Genomic DNA, 20957 nt, shown 5'->3' on the forward strand with positions numbered 1-20957 from the left:
CCGTCACAGCACCTCGCACGGGTACTGGGCCAGCTCGGCCTTCGCCTCACCGGCCTGCGCCCCCTGGATATATGAGGGGGGCCGGCTGGCTGGCGCCGGCCCGCGGCGGAAGCACCGTCACAGGGTCCGGGCCGCCGTCACAGCCCCCGTGCCGCATACGCCCTGACGTCCGCATCCGGGTCCGAGGTGACGGTGGCGAGGGCCGCCCGGGCCTCCGCTGTGCCGTTGTGCCTGGTCAGGGCGAGCACCGCCGCCTTGCGCACGTCGGCGTTGGCGTCGGCGAGCGTCTTGGCGAGGGCGGGCACGGCGATGTCGGCGGGCGCGGCGGACAGGGCGGCGGCGGCACCGGCGCGGACCTGCCACGCCGGGTCGGCCAGCGAGGCGACGGCACGCGCGGCGAGCGTGGCCGGGCAGCCGACGGTGGCCAGCGCGCCGAGCGCGGCACCGCGGACCAGGGGGTCGTCGTCCTCGGTGAGCCGGTCCAGGGTGCCGGTGAGCAGCTCCGGGCCGCTCGCGGCACGGGCCTGAGGGCTGACGGCGGCGAGTGCCTTGGCCACGGTGACGCGGACCTCGCGTGAGGCGTCGGCCGCCGCCCCGGAGAGGGGTTCGACCGCGTCGACCGAGACGAGCGCGCGCACGGCTTCGATACGGACGGCGATGTCGGGATCGTCCAACGCCCCGGCGAACACCCCGACGTTCCCCAGGCGCAGGGCGCGCAGTACGTCGAGGGCGGCGGCGCGGACCACGGGGTCCGCCTCGGTGACCGCAGCGACGAGGGCGACACCCAGGTCGGGTTCGGGCGGGAGGGTCTCGACCAGTTCGCGCAGCGAGGCCGCGGCGGCCGCACGGACGTCGCCGTCGGGGTCGCTGAGGGCGCCGGCCAGGGCCTGCCCGGTGCCGGGCGGCACCGTCTCGGTGAGGACCGAGACCGCAGTGCGCCGCACGGCGGCGTCGAGGTCGGTCAAGTAGGGCTCGATCGCGGCGAGTTCCGGCTGCTCCTCGGCCAGCTCCAGCAGCTCAAGGAGCCTGGGCGAGGCAGTCTCGCCAGAGCCGTGGCCCACGGGCGTGGCGGTACGCGCGGAGGTCGGCCCGGTGGCGACCGGCGCCACGTCCCGCGACCCGGCGGTCGCCACGTTCTCGGCGTGGACCTCGCCGATGTGCCGGGGCGGGCCGCCCACGGGCGTGAACTCGTCGACGGGGACCAGATACGGAGCCACGGGACGGGCCGTGAACTCCATCGAACCGGAGGGGGACTTGTGCAGGTCGAGGTGGTGGAACCAGGAGGCGTCGTCGCGCCGGGGGTGGTCGATGCGGTCGTGATAGAGCCCCCAGCGCGACTCCGTGCGGGCCAGGGAGGCCCGGGCGGCCATTTCCGCGCAGTCGCGGATGAAGGAGACCTCGGCGCAGCGCATCAGCTCGTGCGGGGTGCGCGCACCCATCGCCGCGATGTCGTCGTGCATCCGCTCGAAGGCCTCCAGGGCCAGGGACAGGCGGGCGCCGGACTTCGGCGGGGCCACGTAGTCGTTCACGAAGCGGCGCAGCTTGTATTCGACCTGGGGCTGCGGGGGGCCGTCCGGGTTGCGCAGCGGACGGTAGATCAGCTCGTGCGCCTCGCGCAGCTGCTCCTCTGGCAACTCGCCCTCGTAGGCCTGGTACTGGGACGCGTCCGCGCCCGCCAGGTCGCCGAAGACGAATGCGCCGATCATGTAGTTGTGGGGCACGCAGGCCAGGTCGCCGGCGGCGTACAGCCGGGGGACGGTCGTGCGGGCGTGGTCGTCGACTCGTACGCCCGAGGCCGAATGGCCGCCGCACAGGCCGATCTCGGAGATGTGCATCTCGACGTCGTGGGTGCGGTAGTCGTGGCCCCGGCCCGCATGGAAGGTCCCCCGGGTGGGCCGCTCCGTCGAGTGCAGAATCGACTCCAGGGAGGAGATCGACTCCTCAGGGAGGTGGCTCAGCTTCAGGTAGACGGGACCCCGGTCGCTCGCGACCTCCGCTGCGAACTCGGCCATCATCTGGCCCGACCAGTAGTCGGAGTCGACGAAGCGTTCGCCGTGCCGGTTGACCTGGTAGCCGCCGAAGGGGTTGGCGACGTAGGCGCAGGCCGGCCCGTTGTAGTCCTTGATCAGCGGGTTGATCTGGAAGCACTCGATACCGGTGAGCTCGGCGCCCGCGTGGTAGGCCATGGCATAACCGTCACCGGCGTTGGTCGGGTTCTCGTAGGTGCCGTACAAGTAGCCGGAAGCCGGGAGGCCCAGTCGGCCGCATGCGCCGGTCGCGAGGATCACCGCGCCCGCGCGCACCACCACGAACGCGCCGGTGCGTGTGTTGAAGCCGACCGCCCCCACCGCGCGCCCCTCCGCGGTGAGCACGCGCACCGGCATCACCCGGTTCTCGATACGGATCCGCTCCCGCATCTCGCGTCGCCGCAACTGCCGGTACAGGACCTTCTTGACGTCCTTGCCCTCCGGCATCGGCAGCACGTAGGAGCCGGAGCGGTGGACCTGGCGGACCGCGTAGTCGCCGTGCTCGTCCTTCTCGAACTTCACGCCGTACGACTCCAGGCGCTGCACCATGCCGAAGCCGCGGGTGGCGGTCTGGCGGACGGTGGACTGGTCGACGATGCCGTCGTTGGCGCGGGTGATCTCGGCGACGTAGTCGTCGGGCTCGGCGCGGCCGGGGATGACTGCGTTGTTGACGCCGTCCATGCCCATGGCGAGCGCGCCGGAGTGGCGGACGTGGGCCTTCTCCAGAAGGAGGACGTCCGCGCCGTGCTCGGCGGCGGTCAGCGCGGCCATGGTGCCGGCGGTGCCGCCGCCGACGATGAGGACATCGCAGCGGATCTCCTCGGCGTCGGTGAGGGCGGGGATCTCCAGGGGCGTGTTCGAGGAGGGGGTGGTCACCGGGGGGCCTTTCAGGTACCGAGCGAGGTGAGGACGTCGCGCCGCAGTGCCACGCGCGCGGGATCGTCGTGCGCCGTACGGTCGCGCGGGCGTGGCACTGCGCGTACGGCCGTCAGCCGGCCGTTGCCGAGGAGGGCCACACGGTCGCCGAGGAAGAGGGCTTCGTCCACGTCGTGGGTGACGAAGACGACCGTCGCGCCCGTGCCGCGCAGTACCTCCACCAGCAGGTCCTGCATGCCGGCACGGGTCTGGGCGTCGAGGGCGCCGAAGGGTTCGTCCATGAGGACGGCGCGGGGTGCGCCCGCGAGCGCCCGGGCCAGTTGGGCCCTCCCGCGCTGCCCGCCGGAGACCCGGTGGGGCAGCTGCCGGGACTGTTCGGCGAGGCCGACGCGCTCCAGCCAGTCCTCCGCCTGGCGCCGGCGCTCCGCACGGGGCAGTCCCTTGATGGCGAGGGGCAGTTCGACGTTCGCGCGCAGGGTGCGCCAGGGCAGGAGAGCGTCCTCCTGGAAGATCAGGGCGCGGTCGGCGGCGGGGCCGGTCAGCGGGTGTCCGTCCTGGCCGACGTCTCCGGCGAGGGGGGCCAGCAGTCCGGCCAGGGTCCGCAGCAGGGTCGACTTGCCGCAGCCGGAGGGTCCGACGAGGGTGAGGATCTCGCCGGGGGCCACGTCGAGGTCGACTCCCTCCAGCACGGGTGCACCGGGCCGTCCGAGCCTGGCGTCCCGCAGGGCCAGTCCCGCGCCGGTGCGGGCGGGCGAGCGGAGGTCAGACGAGCTGGTCATGGGGCGCCTCCTCCTTGGTGGTGGGACTCACCGGCGCGGGAGCGGCGGCACCGCGCGCCGGACGGGGAGCCCGTGCGCCGGGGATGTACGACGTGCGCGGCAACCAGCGGGTCAGGCGGCGGCCGAGGAGCTCCACGGCCGTGGACGTGACCCAGCCGAGCACACCGATCGTGATCATGCCGACGAAGACACCCGCGTAGTTGACGACGGTGTAGTCCTGCCAGGTGCGGTAGCCGACGCCGTACTGGCCGGAGATCATCTCGGCGGAGATCACGCAGATCCACGAGACGCCGATGCCGACCGACAGCCCGCCGAAGATACCGGGCAGCGCGCCCGGCAGGACGACCGAGCCGAGGATCCGCCACCGCCCGCCGCCCATGGTGAGGACCGCCTCCTCCCACACCGGCGTCAGCGCGCGGACCGCATGGCGGGTGGAGACCAGGACGGGGAAGAAGGCGGCGGTGCAGGTGATGAAGACGATGCCCTGTTCGTTGGAGGGGAAGAGCAGGATCGCGACGGGGACCAGGGCGATCGCCGGAATCGGGCGGACGACCTCCAGCACCGGCCCGAGCAGGTCCTCGGCGAGGCGGGAGCGCGCCACGAGCACGCCCGTCGCCACGCCGAGCACGGCGGCGAGGAGGAAGCCGGTGAGGATGCGGGTGAGGCTGTCGGTGAGATCCGTCCAGTAGTCCGGGCCGGACAGCCGGTCGGCGAAGGTGCGGGCCACATCGGTGACGGTCGGGAACTGCGAGAAGCGCAGCCACAGGTCGACCTTGAGGCCGGCCAGCAGTTGCCAGGCGCCGAGGGCGGCCGCGAGCGAGACGAGCCGCAGGGCGTACCGGCCCGCGCGCCGCGGACGGCGGGGCGCGAACCGGTTCTCCCGTTGCGGCGTTCGCCGGGTCACGACGCCCGCCCCAGCGCGTCGGCGTACGTGATGACGCGGGCACCCCCGTGTGCGGCGACGTAGGCCTTGGCGGTGGCGGGTGCGACGAAGGGGAGGAGCCGGCTGCCGTCGGCCACCCAGACCGCCTTGTCGGCGAACCAGAGGGTGCCGGTGGTGGCGTCGGGGACATAGGCGGCGCGGATGCCGTCCTTGTGCTTCTTCACGTAACCCAGCAGCTCGGCGGGCGACTTGAAGGAGACGGTCTTCTCGGTGCCCTTGGGCCACACCTCGCTCGCGGAGGCCGGCGGTGTCGCGGCGAGCCGCTGGGCGTAGTCCGCGCCGAGGGCCTTCTTCACGTACCGGTCGTCGACGAAGGAGTCCACGTCGATGTCCCCGGTCAGCTTGGCCGACTTCAGGACCGAGACGTCCTTCTTCAGCGCGGAGATCAGCTGCGGCTTGACCGCGGGGTCGAAGGTGGAGATGCCGTGGGCGCCGTTGTAGAGATAGACGACCTCGGGGGGCAGTCCGGTGGCCTTGGCGACCGACTCGGCGGCGGCGACCGGGTGGGCGTTCAGGTAGTCGGTGGCCTGTGACTGGGCCTTGAGGAAGGCCTCCAGGACGGCGGGCCGCTGCTTGGCGAAGTCCTCGCGGGCGGTGACGCCGTGGAAGGTGGGGAGGTTCAGCTGGGCGCCGTCGTACAGAGCCTTCGCCTTGCCCTGGAAGGTGAGCAGTCCTGGCCAGGCGACGAACTGCGACAGGGCGTCCGCGCTGCCCGCCGTCAGGGCCGAGGCGCCGACCGCGGGCTGCTGGTTGAGCTTCTGGATGCCCTTGTCGGGGTCGATGCCGGCTCGCTGCAGGGCCCGTACGAGCGTGCCGTCGGCCGCGGAGCCGACGCTCGTGGAGACCTTCTTGCCCTTCAGGTCGGTGAGGGTGGCCAGCTTCGAGTCCGGGGAGGTGACGATCGTGTTGAGACCGCCGCGCAGGTTGTAGCCGGTGACGGAGACCAAGTGGGTCGGCTTGCCGAGCTGCCTGCCGCGGGCCGCGTTGATGAGGAGCGGGAAGTCGCCCATCGAGCCGATGTCGATCTTCCCCGCGGTCATCTGGGCGGTGATGGGGGCGCCCGTGGCGTAGTCCTGCCAGTCGACCTTGTAGTGCTTGCCGTCGCCCAGCGAGTTCAGCTCCTTCTCGAAGTAGCCGAGGGAGCGCAGGAGGGTGCCCGCGGTGACCGTGTTGATGGTCTTGGACTGGTAGCCGACGGTGACGGTGACCGTGGAGCCGTCGCTGCCGGCCTCCGCGTTGCCACCGCAGGCCGTCAGGGGGAGGAAAAGGAGGGCGGCGGCAGCAACTGCTTTGTGTTTCATGGGAGTTCGGGGCCTTTCACCGGAGCAGATAGGGCATGTTGACCGTCACGGCTCCGGTGGGACAGCGGGCCGCGCACGGGCCGCAGTACCAGCACTCGTCGACGTGCATATAGGCCTTGCCGCTGCTCTCGTCGATGGCGAGGGAGTCCAGCGGGCACATGTCGACGCACAGGGTGCAGCCGTCGATGCACTTCGACTCGTCGATGGTCACGGGCACGTCGGCCCGCTGGGGCGCCAAAGGCATGGCTGTCTCCAGGAAACGGGTCTGAAAGGGGTCGGGGAGAGGTCAGAGGGAGCGGTGCAGCAGACCGCTCATGGTGATGCGGTCGCCGCGGAAGCGGATGAACTCCAGGTCGACCGGGCGGCCGTCGGCGAGGTGCGTGAGCCGTTCCAGCATGAGGACGGCCGCGCCGCGCGGGGCTTCGAGTACGGCGGCGGAGTGGGTGTCCGCGTTGACCGCCTCCAGGGTGATCTCGGCGTGCCCGAGGCGCTGGCCGGTGATCGTCTCCAGGAGGCGGAAGACGTCGGTGTTCTCCAGGTCGGCGCCGAGCAGGGCGGTGCCGATGTCGAGCGGGATGTAGGTGAGGTCGAGGGAGAGGGGGAGGCCGTTGAGCCGGCGCAGGCGTTCGATGTAGAGGACGTCGTCGCCGGCGGGGACGCGGAGGCGTTCGGCGACCGGGGCGGGTGCGGGGGCGGGGCCCATGGTGCGGACCTCGTTGGTGACGCGGCCGTGTTCATGGAGGGTCTCCGCGAGGCCCATCAGATGGTCGAGGCCGTGCGGATACTTCTCGGCGACGACCACGGTGCCCACTCCGGGGAGCCGTTCCACGAGGCCTTCGGCCCTGAGCAGGTCCAGGGCCTGGCGGACGGTGTTGCGGGTGGCGCGGTACTCCGAGGCGAGGGTCGTCTCGTGCGGGAGTGTGCCGTCCGGGAAACCGCCGGCCAGGAGCTGGTGGCGGAGCAGGTCGGCGAGCTGCCTGGCCTGGTCGGCACGCAGCCGACGCCGCGCGCGGTGGGCGGCGACGGTGGTCGCGCCCTGTCCGGCGTGGTCTCGGATGCGGTCGGCGGGAGGCATGCCTCGAACCATAGCGAGCGGGTAGGGAATGGAGTGTTGCGGCAGTGTTGCGCCACTTGCCGGGGCGTCAGATGGCCCGCTGACCTGCTGATACGTCTGCTCCGGAGCAAGATCTGCCAGGGCGCCCGAGTCTGTCGGGCGTGCAGGTACGAGGCTGGCCCAGCCCCTTCCAGCCGGTCCGGCGTGCACGGACGAGACCAGCTCAGCCAATCTCAGCCCGTCCGGCGTTTGAGGACGAGGCCGTTCAGGCCGAAGTGCCCGTCCCAAAGAAAGCAGCCCCCAGGGTCAGGGTCACCCCAGTGCCGTCAACCCCGGCGCGAACGCGATCAGCAGCGGCAGCAACGGCACCAGCGCCGCCACCGTCGTCGTCAGCGCCCGGTGCCTGCGCCCCAGCCGCGGCGGCGGCTCCAGGAGGCGGTCGACACGTTCGCCGAGGAGGCGGTGGCTGGAGGCGCAGGACAGCACACCGCGGTGCTGGTTCAGCTCGATCAGGGCGAGCGCGGTGGTCAGATGGCCGCACCGGCGGGACGCCGTGTCGTCCGCCGCCAGCTCCACCAGCCGGTGGGTCTGCTCGCAGAAGTGGGCGAACAGTGGGATGCGGGGAAAGCCGGTGGCCAGCGCGCTGGACAGATGCAGCAGCCAGTCGTGGTGCGCCCGCGCATGATCGCGTTCATGTGTCAGGACCGCGTCGAGCTGGTGGTCGGTGAGCCGGTGCAGGGCACCCGTGGTGACGACCAGCTGGGGCGGGTGGCCGGGCATCCACCAGGCGTCCGGGTACTCGTCCTCCAGCACCAGCAGCGGGCCGCGCGCCGCCGCCCCCAGTCCGGCGGGCAACTCGGGGGCGCGTTCGCGCAGATGCGCCCGGGTCTGCCCGCGGCGGCGGCGCGCCTCGACGAGTTCGCGGGCGAGCATCGCCGTCGTCCAGGCGGCGCCGCAGGCCAGCAGCAGGGTGAGGGCCGCGGACCAGGCGGGCGCGGCGGTCAGGTCGTACGCCGCGGTCACGGCCGGCGGCGCCGGCGCGAAGACGTGGTCGCGGAAGGTGTGGAAGACGGCGGCCGTGCCCAGCACGAGCGCCGTCAGACAGCACAGCAGGACCGTGGCGACCAGGCACTGCCACACCCACAGCGCGACCACGGGCTCTCGCTCGGGCCACGCCGACCGCACCAGCGCACGCGGCACCGGCACGGCGGCCATCAGGGCGACGACGCTCAGCAGGAGCAGACAGACGGTCATGCCACGGTCTCCGGATCCTGGTCGGAGGAAGGGGCGGGGCGGTTCGGTGGTGCGGCTCGGCGCACAAGGCGCCCGCCGCCAGTATGACGGCGAACGGCGCAGGAGTCAGGGGACGACAGCCATCCCGTACGACACACCTCGTACTTGTCGCACGTCTCGTACGACCGCCCGCACGACCCGTACCGCCGCCGTCACGGCCCGCACCCGCTCACTCCGTCTCGCTTGCCACGATCCGTCCGCCCACGTCGCCGAGGCCCACGCGGGTCCCGCCCGGTCCGGGCGCCCACGCCGACAAGGTCACCACGTCCCCGTCCTCCAGGAACGTCCGCTTGCCCTCGGGAAGTTCCAGCGGATCGCGCCCGTTCCAGGTCAGCTCCAGCAGCGAGCCGCGCTGCGCGGGCTCCGGGCCGCTCACCGTGCCCGACCCGTAGAGGTCGCCGGTCCGCAGGGAGGCGCCGTTCACCGTCATATGGGCCAGCTGCTGCGCGGCCGTCCAGTACATGGTGGAGAACGGCGGCTCGGAGACGACGGAGCCGTTGATCGCGACGGAGATCCGCAGGTCGTACCCGCCGGGCTCGTGGCCCGAGTCGGCTGCGTCGTCCAGATACGGCAGCAGCTCGTGGGTCCGCTCCGGCGGCGCCACCCGCGCGTCCTCCAGGGCGTCCAGCGGGGTGATCCACGCCGACACCGACGTGGCGAAGGACTTGCCGAGGAACGGGCCGAGGGGGACGTACTCCCAGGCCTGGATGTCGCGCGCGGACCAGTCGTTGAGCAGGCACAGACCGAAGACGTGCTCCCGGAAGTCGCCGAGCGCCACCGGCCGCCCGCGCTTCGAGGGCACGCCCACCACGAATCCGACCTCGGCCTCGATGTCGAGGCGGACGGACGGCCCGAAGACGGGCGCCGCGTCGGTCGGGGCCTTGCGCTGCCCGGCCGGCCGTACGACGTCCGTGCCCGACACCACGACCGTGCCGGACCGCCCGTGGTAACCGATCGGGAGGTGCTTCCAGTTCGGCGTCAGCGAGTCGGCGGCGTCCGGGCGGAAGATCTGGCCGACATTCCGGGCGTGGTTCTCCGAGGCGTAGAAGTCGACGTAGTCCGCGACCTCGAAGGGGAGGTGGAGCGTCACCGACGCCAGGGGGTGCAGGAACGCTTCGACCGCCTCCTGGTGCGCCGGGACCGTCACCCACGCCGTCAGGGCGCGCCGTACGTCCGACCAGGTGGTGCGGCCCGCGGCGAGCAGCGGGTTCAGCGAGGGCTGCGCGAGCAGGGAGGCGTACGGCGAGCCGAGCGCGCGCGCCGCCGCGCCCGCGTCGAGGACCTGGTCGCCGAGCCGGACGCCGACGGTCCGCTCCGTCGAGCCGGCGGGGGAGAAGACGCCGTACGGAAGGTTGTGCGGACCGAAGGGATCGCCCTCGGGGACATCGAAGGGGGGCATGGGGTGCTGCCTCACTCTCACTGTGTCGCGGACCGTCTGTCGTGTGCCACCTGCGCGAACCGTTATACGGCCGCTGGGTGGCCGCGCCACACGTTACGGCCGCGTGACCGGTCTTGGGCAGTGTCTAAAGAGTTTGCAATGTCCGAATTGGGCTTGTCGGATGTGGCAATTCCGGCTTAGCGTCCTTTGGGGGACACGGACGGGGTGGGTCCGGTCCGTAGGGGGGACGCGTGGGGGGACCCGTGGCCAGCAGCACGCGCAGTGTGCCGTTCGCGGCCGACCGTGAAGTGCCGGGCCTGATCGTCAAGTTCGGCGACTACCCGCTGCACCACGGCGGTGTCGGTGCGATCCGCAGCCTGGGCCGTCTCGGCGTGCCGATGTATGCGATCGCCGAGGACCGTTACACGCCCGCCGCCTGCTCCCGCTACCTCCGGAAAGCCTTCGTCTGGCCGACCACCGGCACGGAGGACCCCGCCCGTCTGGTGGAGGGCCTGCTGCGCATCGGGCGCCGCATCGGCCGCCCCACCGTCCTGGTCCCCACCGACGAGGAGGCAGCCGTCCTGATCGCAGAGAACCAGGACGCGCTCGCCGGCCGTTTCCTGTTCCCGCGGGTCGAGCCCGCCCTGCCCCGCCGTCTCGCGAGCAAGCAGGGCCTGCACGAACTGTGCGTGGAACACGGCATCCCGAGCCCCACGGCCGCCTTCCCGCAGTCGTACGACGACATCGTCACGTTCGCCGAGAAGGCCCGCTTCCCGGTGGTCGCCAAGAACCGTGAGGCGTTCGTACGGCGCAAACGGCCGGCGGTGAACGGCACCACGCGGATCGCCACCCCCGAGGGCCTGCTCCGCCTCGCCCGGGACTGGGGCGAGTGCCCCGGGGTGATCCTCCAGGAGTACCTGCCGAGGGAGGACGCCGAGGACTGGATCGTGCACGCCTACTTCGACCGGGACTCGACGCCGCTCGCGATGTTCACGGGCGTGAAGGTGCGCTCCTGGCCGCCGCACGCGGGCATGACGGCGAACGCGTACGTGGTCGACAACCCGGAACTCGCGGACATCGCCGCGCGTTTCATCAAACAGATCGGCTTCACCGGCATCATCGACCTCGACCTGCGCTTCGACCGGCGCGACGGACAGTACAAACTCCTCGACTTCAACCCCCGCATGGGCGCCCAGTTCCGGCTCTTCGAGAACGAGTCGGGGGTGGACGTCGTCCGCGCCATGCATCTGGACCTGACCGGCCGCTCCGTCCCGGAGGGGGAACAGCGGGCCGGCCACCGGTACATCGTGGAGAACATCGACCTGCCCGCCCTGCTCGCCTACCGCCGCAGCGGCTATACGACGCCGCACGCCCCGGCGCGCGCGAGCGGGACGGAGCTGGCCTGGCTCGCGGGTGACGACCCGCTGCCGTTCCTGACGATGCTCGCGCGCTTCGTGCGGCCGGGCGCGAAGCACCTGTACCAGCTGTGGCGGACCAACCGCCGTGGCAGCACCACCAGTTCGGGCGGCTAGCCGACCGGTCAGCGGCCCGAGACGAATCACACGAAGTGACGAAGTGAGCGTCCTGGGGAGGGACTTCGTGATTCAACCGGTTGCAGTCATCGGCGCCGGGCCCTTCGGCCTGTCGACCGCCGCCCATCTCCGAGCCCGCGGACTGCCGGTCCGCGTCTTCGGCGAGCCCATGGTCAGCTGGCGCGACCACATGCCCGTCGGAATGCTCCTCAAGTCGACCCCTGTCGCCTCCAGTCTGGACGCGCCGCAGCAGGGCCACACACTCGCCGACTACTGCGATGCCGCCGGCATCAGGCGGCTGGTGACGGACGAGGACATCATCCCCGTCGAGACCTTCATCGCCTACGGCGAGTGGTTCCAGCAGAAGCTGGTGCCCGAACTGGAGCGGGTGCGGGTGGTGTCGGTGGACCGGCGCAAGGGTGGTGGCTTCGAACTGAAGCTGGACTCCGGTGAGTTGTTCACCGCCCGCGCGGTCGTCGTGGCGACCGGTCTGTCCGGCCTCGCCCACCTGCCGGCCGAACTGGCCACCGCCGCGGCGGACGGACCCACCCCCACGGGCCCGGTCTCCCACAGCTCCCAGCAGCACGACCTCACGCGCTACGCCGGCAAGGAACTGATCGTGATCGGCGCAGGGCAGTCCGCGCTGGAGACGGCGGCACTGGCCGCTGAGGCGGGCGCACAGGTGCGGGTGGTCTCCCGCGGTCGTGGCAGGGTCGCCTTCGGCGCACCACCGTGGAAGCAGCCGAGGCTGCGCCCCGAGTCGCCCTTCGGCCGCGCCTGGTCCCTGTGGGCCCTCAGCTACTACCCGCACCCGTACCGCTATCTGCCGGCGGAGGCCCGCCACTACCTGGTGCGGCGCGTCCTCGGTCCGCTCGGCGCGTGGTGGCTGCGCGACCGCTTCGAGGGGAAGGTGCAGGTCAGCGAGGTCGACCGGATCGTGCGGGCGGACGCGGCCGACGGCAGCCCCAAGCTGACGGTCCGCACCCACGCGGGCCGCATCCTGGACATGTCCGCGGACCATGTCATCGCGGCCACCGGATACCGGGTGGACATCGCGGCCATGGACTTCCTCGGCCACGAACTGCGCACCCGTCTCGCGGTGAGCCGCGGCACGCCCAAACTGGGTGCGGGATACGTCTCCTCGGTCCCCGGCCTGTACTTCACCGGCCTGCCGGCCGCGGCGTCGTACGGCCCGGTGATGCGCTTCGTGTGCGGCACCGAGTTCGCCTCTCCGAGGCTGGCCAAACACCTGGCGGCAGTGCACGGTTAGGCAGCGGCCGCGGGCCCCTGCCTGACGAGGAAGAGCCAACAAGGATAGGGGAGTTGAGCGGGGGACGGCGGGGCAATCAGCCGTCCTCCGGTTCGCGATGAGTAGGTGGGGCGTCCTGTCCGTATTCTCTGATCATGGCCGCACCCACCGCATATGCACTCATCGCCACCGACCTGGACGGCACGCTGCTCCGAGGCGACGACACGCTGTCCGACCGGTCCCTCGCCGCTCTCGCACGGGTCGCCGGGGCCGGTGCCCGGCACCTGGTCGTGACGGGCCGGCCGGCCCCCAGGGTGCGGCCGCTCTTCGAGCAACTGGGCAGCGGGGGGCTCGCGGTGTGCGGGCAGGGCGCGCAGGTGTACGACGTGGGCGCGGACCGTCTGCTGTGGTCCGTCACCCTGGACCGGGAGTTGGCCGAGACCGCCCTCGGCAAGATCGAGGCAGAGGTGGGCCAGGTGTACGCGGCTGTCGACCAGGACGGTGTGGAGGGACTCACGCTCATCGAACCGGGCTATCTGATGCCGCATCCGACGCTGCCGGCGGTCCGGGTCGACCGACGCGAGGACCTGTGGTGCGAACCCATCAGCAAGGTGCTGCTGCGTCATCCCGCCCTGTCCGACGACGAGTTGGCGGCGACGGCACGCTCGGTGGTGGGTTCGCTGGCCACCGTCACCATGTCGGGGCCGGGGACCGTCGAACTCCAGCCATGCGGCATCACCAAGGCGACGGGCCTCGCACTGGCCGCCGCGCACCTGGGACTCGGTCCTGAGCAGACCATCGCCTTCGGCGACATGCCCAATGACATCCCCATGTTCGACTGGGCCGCCCACGGCGTCGCCATGGCCAACGCCCACCCCGAACTCAAGGCGGTGGCCGACGAGATCACCCTGTCGAACGAGGACGACGGCATCGCCGTCGTCCTCGAGCGACTGTTCTTCGAGTTCGGGGAGCTCGATGTGCTCCGTGAACTCGGGGAGCTGGAGGAGCTCTGAGCGGCCTCGGCGAAGTCCGCCACGGTCCGGCAGCGCCCCTTCAGGGGCGCGGGGAACGGCGCGACCAGCCACGACGGCGCAGCAGACAACGAACGGCCCATCGCGGCACCTCCGACGGAGGGCTCAGTAGGCACCGAAGACGTTGTCGATCGACCCGTACCGCGCGGCGGCGTAGTTGCAGGCGGCCGTGATGTTCGCGATCGGGTCGAAGGGGTTCATCGCCGTGCCGGGCACGTGGTAGGCGAGGAACGTCGGGTCGATGACCTGCAGCAGTCCCTTGGACGGGGTGCCTGCGAGCGCGTTCGAGTCCCAGTTGTTGATGGCGGCCGGGTCGCCCGAGGACTCGCGGATGATGTTGCGGTAGATGCCGTTGTACGTCCCGGGAATCCCGTTCTGCTTCATGACCTGGAGGGCGCCCCGGATCCAGCCGTCGAGGTTGTCGGCGTAGCCCATCGACTTCACGTTGGCGACGGTCGGGGTGGCCGCGGACGCGCTGTTGGCCCCGATGAGCGGGAGGGCGAGAACGGCGGCGCCCGTACCGGTGACGGCGAGCTTGCGGGCGAGGCGGTTGCTTCTGGGGCGGCGGTGCTGACCTGTTGCAGGCATGGCGGGATCCTCTCCGTCGCCTGCGAGGTGAGCTGTCGGGTTCGGGCGGGGAGATGCCCGGCCGCGCAGCCGTACGGCAACGCGACTTCACCCCTAGCCGGCCCGGGACGATGCCCGGTCCGGCGGCCTACCTGGTTCCCCCGCTCCTGCCGTGCGAGTGAGTCGGTCGATGGTCGTGCCCGGGTGGCGGCAGGATTCGGCGTCCACCCGACAGGCCGGGAACGTATGCGAGAGCACATGGCGGGAACAAGTGTCAGCTTCACAGATCACACCTGTTGACCTTGGTCTGAGGCTTATGGGGGACTTGATCCTTTGCGGTTGCCAAGCTTCAACTCGCGTACGAAGGAGGGGAACCGGAGTGAGCGCGGCGCTCGTCGGCCGGCACTGCCGTGTGAGTCAAGTCACCGGCATCCGCAAGAACGGCAAATGGGGCAATGGCCCCAACTCGTGGTCAACCAGCCGCCCATCGCCTCATTGGGGGGCGAAAGCGGAACCTGGCGTGTGGTGCGCGTCGTTGTCATGACGGTCGCCCGTCGAGCGCCCCGCACCGGGATCCGGAGGTCCTCGTGAGTCGTTTCGTGAGGGAGGGGCGATCGGGCGTTCCGACTCGTACGGACGCGCCGGGGTACACGCCGAGAGGCGCGCCGGCCGACACCCCGATAGACAAGTCGATAGATATCCGTTCTTATCTCTTGATCAAAAACATACCGGTCGTGATCCGATACCGCCCGGGCTGGACGGGTGGGCGGCATCGGTGATCGAAAGGTGACCGGATACGCTGACTTGAGTGATGTCAGCGACCTATCGACAAACCGTGTAACCGCCAGTAGACACCAGCAGACAGGAGACCCCTCGTGACCGTCGTCGGGCCGTTCGGGCTGAGCGTGCGGGACCAGGCTCTGGAAGCCGATGTCCAGGCCGGATTGGCGGCCGTCGAGGAAGGTTTGCTCGAAGCCACCAAGAGTGAGGTGCCCTTCATCACGGAGGCCGCCCAGCATCTGGTGCGGGCGGGCGGGAAGCGGTTCCGCCCGCTGCTCGTGATGCTCGCCGCCCAGTTCGGCGACCCGTATGCGCCGGGGGTCGTGCCGTCGGCCGTGGTGGTGGAGCTGACCCATCTGGCGACGCTGTACCACGACGACGTGATGGACGAGGCCGCCGTGCGGCGCGGCGTCGACAGCGCCAACACCCGCTGGGGCAACTCGGTGGCGGTCCTCACCGGCGACTTCCTGTTCGCGCGCGCCTCGCACATCCTCGCCGACCTCGGACCCGAGGCGGTCCGGGTGCAGGCCGAGGCGTTCGAGCGCTTGGTCACCGGGCAGATCCTGGAGACGGCGGGGCCGCAGGACGGACGGGACCCGGTCGACCACTACCTGGACGTGCTCGGCGGCAAGACGGGCTCGCTGGTGGCCGTGTCGTGCCGCTTCGGGGCGATGATGTCGGGCGCCGACGAGACCGTCGTGGACGTGCTCACGCAGTACGGGGAGCGGCTCGGGGTCGCCTTCCAGCTGGCGGACGACGTACTGGACATCGCCTCCGAGTCGCGCGAGTCCGGCAAGACCCCGGGCACCGACCTCCGCGAGGGAGTCCCCACGCTTCCGGTGCTGCGGCTGCGGGAGCGGGCGGCCCGGCTCGGGCTTGCCGAGGACATCGCCCTGTGCGAGCTGCTGGACTCCGATCTGAGCGACGACGCCCGGCACGCCGAGGCGCTCGCCGGGCTGCGGGCGCACCCGGCGCTCGAGCAGGCACGTCGGGACACGGTGCGCTACGCGGAGGAGGCGCGAGCGGCGCTGGCTCCGCTGCCGGAGTGCGATGCAAAGCTCGCGCTGATGGAGATGTGCGACGCCGTGGTGCATCGGGCCGGCTGAGCTGTCGGCCGGGTCGGACTCCGTCCTGCGTTCCACATGGTGTGATACGCGTCACACATCTGGACTGAGTCCAGAATGAGATCACTTCCGTAGACACAGCCAGAGGCCGACGCAGGGGGTGTCGGCCGGTCTACGGGGAGAAAACAGAATCATGGGCATGAACGCGACGTTCTCGAAGCGCCGTAAGAGCCTGATGGCCACCGCTGTCGCGGTGGTCGCCGCCGGGGGGATCGCCGTCGCGGTGATCCCTGCCCATGCCACCGCAGGGGCCGCGTCCGACGACAACGGGGGAACCCTTCTGGCCGCCAGTCTGCGCGGGGCCAACGAGGTGCCCGTGGCGGGCGGTCCGGCAGTCGGCGACCAGGACGGGGCCGCTCTCGAGTTCATCAAGGTGCAGGACGACAAGGTGTCCGTCGCCGTGACCTGGCGCGGCACCGGCAAACCGACCATGCTCCACATCCACCAGGGCGCCAAGGGCACCAACGGCGGCGTCAAGGTCGACTTCACCGACCTGCTGAAGAACGGCAAGCGGCACAGCGTCACCGGCACGGTCGAGGTCAAGGACGCCGGCCTGCTCGCCGCCCTCAAGTCCGACCCGGGTTCGTTCTACGCCAACCTGCACACCACCGAGTTCCCCGGCGGCGCCGTCCGCGGCCAGCTCCACAAGGTCGCCGTCGCCGCCTTCGACTTCCGTGACGCCCTGCACAACTTCCAGGCGTCCGTGATCAAGGGCAAGCAGATCTACGAGTGCAAGCCCGCCGCCGGCGGTGGCTACGCCTTCGCCCAGCGGGACGTCGGCGCCCTGCTCGGCGGCGGCATCCGGCACTCCTTCGTCGCGCCCGACTCCGGTATGCCGCAGTGGGTCGCACCGGACGGAAGTGCGGTGACCGGGGCGGTCCTGTCCAAGACGCCGAACGGCGACGGCAACATCCCCGAGCTCGACCTCAAGGCCACCCGGTCCGGCAAGCACCACGGTCTGCTCGCGAACACCGCCGAGATCCTGCGGCTCAACACCGTGGGCGGAGTGGCCCCGGCCGGCTCCTGCACGCCCGGCGCGATCGTGGGAGTCCCGTACCGGGCGGACTACGTCTTCCTGCAGAGCTGACGGGAGCTCACCTCGGGCGTGCGGCGTCCTCCCCTGCGACCCCTACGGGTCGGGGCAGGCGTCGCCCGCTCGCGTCATACCCCAGGTGTACACGGAGTTGGCCCCCGGGGCTGACGCTTCCCCCTGGCCGATTTGGTGAGATGGAAACCACGGAAATCACCACTGATCACCGATTCGGGTGAGAATGGCGGCTCGGGGTGGACAACGGAAACACAGGAGTTGGACAAGCCGCCGCCGACGACGGAGGTAGCGCACACATGGCACCGTACGAAACCGACGACAGCACGAGCGCCGAGGAGGCCGACGACCTGCGTGCGGGTCGCCGCAAGGCCGCGCGGTACGTCGTCCCGGTCGCGGTGGTGGGGGTGGCGGCGGCGACCATCGGCCTGGTCCCGGCGCTCGCCGACTCCGGCGACCCCGATCTGCCGAAGATCAGCGCACAGCAACTCATCGACAAGATCGCCAAGTCGGACGTACAGCAGCTGTCCGGCACGGTGAAGATCACCACGGATCTGGGGCTGCCGAACCTCGGCGGTCTGGAGAGCAGCCTGACGTCCGGCGCCGGCAAGTCGGGCGACGGCTCGTCCGCCGACCCGACCTCCAAGCTCACGGAGCTCGCCGCCGGCACGCACACCCTGCGCGTCGCGGCCGACGGCCAGGACAGGCAGAAGCTGTCGCTGCTGGAGAACGCGGCCGAATACAGCATCATCCACAACGGCAAGGACGTCTGGGGCTACGACAGCCAGTCGAACGAGGTCTACCACTCGACCGCCCCCGCCGGCGCGGAGAAGCAGCAGAAGCAGGACGTCCCGGCCACGCCCGAGGACCTCACCAAGGACGCCCTGAAGTCGGTCGACTCCACCACCTCGGTGACCGTGGAGGGGACCGCCCAGGTCGCGGGCCGTGACGCATACCGGCTGGTCATCAAGCCCAAGCAGTCCGGTACGACGGTCGGTCAGATCACCGTGGCCGTGGACTCGAAGACCGGCCTGCCCCTGAAGTTCACCCTGACCCCGGCGAGCGGCGGGGCCGCCGTGATCGACGCCGGCTTCACCCAGGTCAGCTTCGCCAAGCCGAGCGCCTCGACCTTCGACTTCACCCCGCCCAAGGGCGCGAAGGTCACCGAGGACAAGCCGGGCGACCACGCGAAGGGCCACTTCGAGGGCGGCCCGAAGGCCGACCACAAGCCCGGCACGCCCCACGGCAAGCCCGGCCAGGACCTCGGCAAGGGGGCCGACGGGCTGAACGTCATCGGCAAGGGCTGGAACTCCATCGCCACCTTCGACACCGGCGGCAAGGGCATCCCGTCCGGCTCCGAGGCCGGCGGCCAGTTCGGCGGCTTCCTGGACTCGCTCGGCGACAAGGTCTCCGGCAAGTTCGGCTCGGGCACGGTCTTCAAGACCCGCCTGATCAACGCCCTGATCACCGACAAGGGCAAGGTCTACGTCGGTGCGGTGAGCAAGGACGCATTGGTCAGGGCGGCGAACGCGGGCTAGCCCGGGAACCTTGCGCGGCGCCCGTACGTAATCACTGTACGTAGTCGCCGCATGAGGTCGTACCCGTACGAATCGAGGAAGCCGATGGACGAGGAGTCCGCCACGGAGCCGGAGCGGAGTGAGCCGCCGGGTGACAGTGTCATCGCCACCCATGGGCTCACCAAGCGCTACCGCGGCGGGCAACTCGCCGTCGACGGTCTGGATCTGACCGTCCCGGCGGGCAGCGTCTTCGGCTTCCTCGGTCCGAACGGCTCGGGCAAGACCACCACCATCCGCATGCTGATGGGGCTGATCGAACCCACATCGGGCACGGCGCGCGTGCTGGGGCGGCCCATGCCGCGCGCCTCGCGCACCGTGCTCCCGCACGTCGGCGCCCTCATCGAGGGCCCCGCCCTGTACGGCTTCCTCTCCGGCCGCGACAACCTGCTGCGGTACGACGCCGCCGACCCGACCGCCGATCCGCGCACCCGCCGTGCCCGTGTCGCGGCCGCGCTGGACCGGGTGGGCCTGACCGCGGCGGCCGGCAAGAAGGCGAAGGCCTACTCGCTGGGCATGAAGCAGCGGCTCGGCCTCGCGGCGGCGCTGCTGCAGCCCCGCAGACTGCTCGTGCTCGACGAGCCGACCAACGGGCTCGACCCGCAGGGCATGCGTGAAATCCGGTCGCTGGTCAGGGAGTTGGCCTCCGACGGCACGACGGTCTTCCTCTCCTCCCACCTCCTCGACGAGATCGAGCAGGTCTGCACCCATGCCGCGGTGATGGCGCAGGGCCGACTGATCACCCAGGGCGCCGTGGCCGACCTGGCCGCGGGGGTGCGCGGCCGGCTGGTCGTCACCACGCCCGACCCCGGGGACGCGGCCCGGGTGCTGAAGGAGCAAGGCGCCGCCGACGTCGTCGTCACCGACGACCGAGTGACCGCCGAGCCCCCGGACCGCGACCTCGCCGAGGTGAACGCCGCGCTGGTCACAGCCGGCGTCCGGGTCCGCGGCTTCGGCGTGGAACGGGCCTCCCTGGAGGACGCGTTCGTGGCACTGACGGGGGAGGGCTTCGATGTCGCAGGCTGAAGCGGTCGTGACCGAGGTGCGTCAGCCGAGTCCCCTGTGGACCTTCGGGCTCTTCCGCAGTGAACTGGTCACCACGTTCCGCCGCTGGCGGACCCTCGCGCTCCTCGCCGTGCTCGCGGCCATCCCGGTCCTGGTCGGCATCGCAGTCAAGATCGAGACCAGCGGTGGTTCGCCGGAAGGCCCAGGTCGCGGCGGCGGTCCCGCCTTCATCTCGCAGATCACCAACAACGGCCTGTTCCTGGTGTTCACCGCGCTGGCCGCGACGCTCCCGTTCTTCCTGCCGATGGCGATCGGCGTCATCGCGGGCGACGCCATCGCCGGCGAGGCGAGCTCGGGCACCCTGCGCTATCTGCTGGTCGCCCCGGCCGGCCGAACCCGCCTGCTGCTCACCAAGTACGCGACGGTGATGACCTTCTGCCTGGTCGCCACGCTCGTGGTGGCGGTCTCGGCGCTCACCGTCGGGGCGATACTGTTCCCGCTCGGCGAACTGACGACCATCTCCGGCACCCGGATCAGCTTCACCGAGGGGCTGGGCAGAGCCCTGCTGATCGCTCTGATCGTCGCCGTGTCCCTCATCGGCGTCGCGGCACTCGGCGTGTTCGTCTCCACCCTGACCGGAAGCGGCATCGCCGCGATGGCGACGACCGTCGGACTGCTGATCACCGTCCAGATCCTCGACCAGATACCCCAGCTCCACGCGATACAGCCGTACTTCTTCTCCCACTACTGGCTGTCCTTCGCCGACCTGATGCGCGACCCGGTCTACTGGGACGACCTGGTGAAGAACCTCGAGATCCAGGCCCTGTACGCGGCCGTGTTCGGCTCGGCGGCCTGGGCCCGGTTCACGGCGAAGGACATCACCGCCTAGCCGCCCCCATAAGGCGGGCCAGCGGCTGCGTCCCGCGCGGCGGTGACCCGGCGAGGTCGCCGAGGCGCCAGCCGGACACCCAGGGCACCCGGTACACGTCGACGAGCGACTCGATCAGCCGGACCTGCCGGTCGAGGGGCCGCGGCAACCGCCCCGGCGCGTCCGCGACGAGCACGACGGCGTCGAGGTCGAGCCCCGGCGGGGCCTCCCCGAGGCGGAAGACCTCCAGGGTGCGCAGGGCCGCCGTCAGCCCCGACGCATGCGTACGGGCGACGAGCAGGACGGACTGCGGGTCCTCGGGGCCGGGCCAGGCGCGGCCGCAGTCATGGCCGCCGTAGACGGCGGCGAGGGTGGACACGCCCGCGCCGCCGTGCGTGCCCACGAAGGAGTAGCGCCGGGCGGTGGCGGTGGACAGTGCGGGCCGCTGCGGTCCCGGCTCCGGTACGGTGACCGGGCCGCGGATCCAGATCTCAGGTCCCTGTTGCACGTCCGTCCGCATGCCCGCCTTCC

Annotated in this window: 18 protein-coding genes and 1 riboswitch; of the genes, 8 read left to right on the plus strand and 10 right to left on the minus strand. The window is 71.1% G+C overall.

Features of this window, described 5'->3' with window-relative positions; translation table 11 throughout:
- Positions 1-137 precede the first annotated feature (137 nt).
- The 8 genes from ACIBW9_RS38990 to fahA all read right to left on the minus strand — a co-directional run bounded on the left by ACIBW9_RS38990 (position 138) and on the right by fahA (position 9672).
- Positions 138-2903, minus strand: a complete 2766-nt coding sequence (locus ACIBW9_RS38990; protein ID WP_398962503.1) for a fumarate reductase/succinate dehydrogenase flavoprotein subunit — start codon at positions 2901-2903, stop codon at positions 138-140.
- An 11-nt stretch (positions 2904-2914) separates the two neighbouring features.
- Entirely contained in the window at positions 2915-3682 is a 768-nt protein-coding gene (locus tag ACIBW9_RS38995) for an ABC transporter ATP-binding protein (protein WP_398962505.1), read from the minus strand.
- On the minus strand, positions 3666-4514 hold the full coding sequence (locus ACIBW9_RS39000) for an ABC transporter permease (protein WP_398962582.1): 849 nt from the start codon (positions 4512-4514) through the stop codon (positions 3666-3668). Before ACIBW9_RS39000 ends, ACIBW9_RS38995 begins: the two co-directional genes overlap by 17 nt.
- Before the next feature lie 68 nt (positions 4515-4582).
- On the minus strand, positions 4583-5926 hold the full coding sequence (locus tag ACIBW9_RS39005; RefSeq protein WP_398962507.1) for an ABC transporter substrate-binding protein: 1344 nt from the start codon (positions 5924-5926) through the stop codon (positions 4583-4585).
- 16 nt (positions 5927-5942) lie between these two features.
- Positions 5943-6170 (minus strand): ferredoxin family protein, encoded by a 228-nt coding sequence (locus ACIBW9_RS39010; protein ID WP_030347217.1) that lies wholly within the window; start codon positions 6168-6170, stop codon positions 5943-5945.
- Between the two features lie 42 nt (positions 6171-6212).
- Complete coding sequence (locus ACIBW9_RS39015; protein WP_398962511.1) at positions 6213-7001, minus strand: GntR family transcriptional regulator; 789 nt, start codon at positions 6999-7001, stop codon at positions 6213-6215.
- 291 nt (positions 7002-7292) lie between these two features.
- Positions 7293-8234, minus strand: coding sequence for a M56 family metallopeptidase (locus ACIBW9_RS39020; protein WP_398962514.1), 942 nt, complete (start codon positions 8232-8234; stop codon positions 7293-7295).
- Positions 8235-8442: 208 nt separating this feature from the next.
- Entirely contained in the window at positions 8443-9672 is a 1230-nt protein-coding gene (fahA, locus tag ACIBW9_RS39025) for a fumarylacetoacetase (RefSeq protein ID WP_398962516.1), read from the minus strand.
- A 242-nt stretch (positions 9673-9914) separates the two neighbouring features.
- Between fahA and ACIBW9_RS39030 the strand changes: the two genes are divergently transcribed.
- The 3 genes from ACIBW9_RS39030 (at position 9915) to ACIBW9_RS39040 (ending at position 13445) form a co-directional block, all read left to right on the plus strand.
- Entirely contained in the window at positions 9915-11183 is a 1269-nt protein-coding gene (locus ACIBW9_RS39030; RefSeq protein WP_398962518.1) for an ATP-grasp domain-containing protein, read from the plus strand.
- A gap of 67 nt (positions 11184-11250) precedes the next feature.
- Complete coding sequence (locus ACIBW9_RS39035; RefSeq protein ID WP_398962521.1) at positions 11251-12453, plus strand: FAD-dependent oxidoreductase; 1203 nt, start codon at positions 11251-11253, stop codon at positions 12451-12453.
- 134 nt (positions 12454-12587) lie between these two features.
- On the plus strand, positions 12588-13445 hold the full coding sequence (locus tag ACIBW9_RS39040) for an HAD family hydrolase (RefSeq protein WP_398962524.1): 858 nt from the start codon (positions 12588-12590) through the stop codon (positions 13443-13445).
- A gap of 123 nt (positions 13446-13568) precedes the next feature.
- Here ACIBW9_RS39040 and ACIBW9_RS39045 read toward each other — a convergent pair whose 3' ends face one another.
- Positions 13569-14051 carry a transglycosylase SLT domain-containing protein gene (locus ACIBW9_RS39045; RefSeq protein ID WP_398962527.1) on the minus strand — a complete coding sequence of 161 codons (483 nt, stop codon included), beginning with the start codon at positions 14049-14051 and terminating at the stop codon, positions 13569-13571.
- A 4-nt stretch (positions 14052-14055) separates the two neighbouring features.
- Positions 14056-14229: riboswitch (cyclic di-AMP (ydaO/yuaA leader) on the minus strand.
- Positions 14230-14905: 676 nt separating this feature from the next.
- Between ACIBW9_RS39045 and ACIBW9_RS39050 the strand changes: the two genes are divergently transcribed.
- The 5 genes from ACIBW9_RS39050 (at position 14906) to ACIBW9_RS39070 (ending at position 20447) form a co-directional block, all read left to right on the plus strand.
- Positions 14906-15916, plus strand: a complete 1011-nt coding sequence (locus ACIBW9_RS39050; RefSeq protein WP_398962530.1) for a polyprenyl synthetase family protein — start codon at positions 14906-14908, stop codon at positions 15914-15916.
- Between the two features lie 151 nt (positions 15917-16067).
- A complete protein-coding gene (locus ACIBW9_RS39055; RefSeq protein WP_398962532.1) occupies positions 16068-17021 on the plus strand; it encodes a CHRD domain-containing protein in 954 nt (317 codons plus the stop codon).
- Positions 17022-17278: 257 nt separating this feature from the next.
- Positions 17279-18517 carry an outer membrane lipoprotein carrier protein LolA gene (locus ACIBW9_RS39060; protein WP_398962535.1) on the plus strand — a complete coding sequence of 413 codons (1239 nt, stop codon included), beginning with the start codon at positions 17279-17281 and terminating at the stop codon, positions 18515-18517.
- An 84-nt stretch (positions 18518-18601) separates the two neighbouring features.
- Positions 18602-19579: an ABC transporter ATP-binding protein gene (locus tag ACIBW9_RS39065; protein WP_398962538.1), complete on the plus strand. Its 978-nt coding sequence runs from the start codon at positions 18602-18604 to the stop codon at positions 19577-19579.
- Positions 19566-20447, plus strand: coding sequence for an ABC transporter permease (locus tag ACIBW9_RS39070; RefSeq protein WP_398962541.1), 882 nt, complete (start codon positions 19566-19568; stop codon positions 20445-20447). Before ACIBW9_RS39065 ends, ACIBW9_RS39070 begins: the two co-directional genes overlap by 14 nt.
- Here the strand turns inward: ACIBW9_RS39070 and ACIBW9_RS39075 are convergent.
- On the minus strand, positions 20437-20946 hold the full coding sequence (locus ACIBW9_RS39075) for a hypothetical protein (protein WP_398962543.1): 510 nt from the start codon (positions 20944-20946) through the stop codon (positions 20437-20439). The genes ACIBW9_RS39070 and ACIBW9_RS39075 overlap by 11 nt on opposite strands.
- Between the last annotated feature and the right edge of the window lie 11 nt (positions 20947-20957).

It is taken from the genome of Streptomyces sp. NPDC049541 (genome assembly GCF_044465725.1).
Lineage (GTDB): Bacteria > Actinomycetota > Actinomycetes > Streptomycetales > Streptomycetaceae > Streptomyces.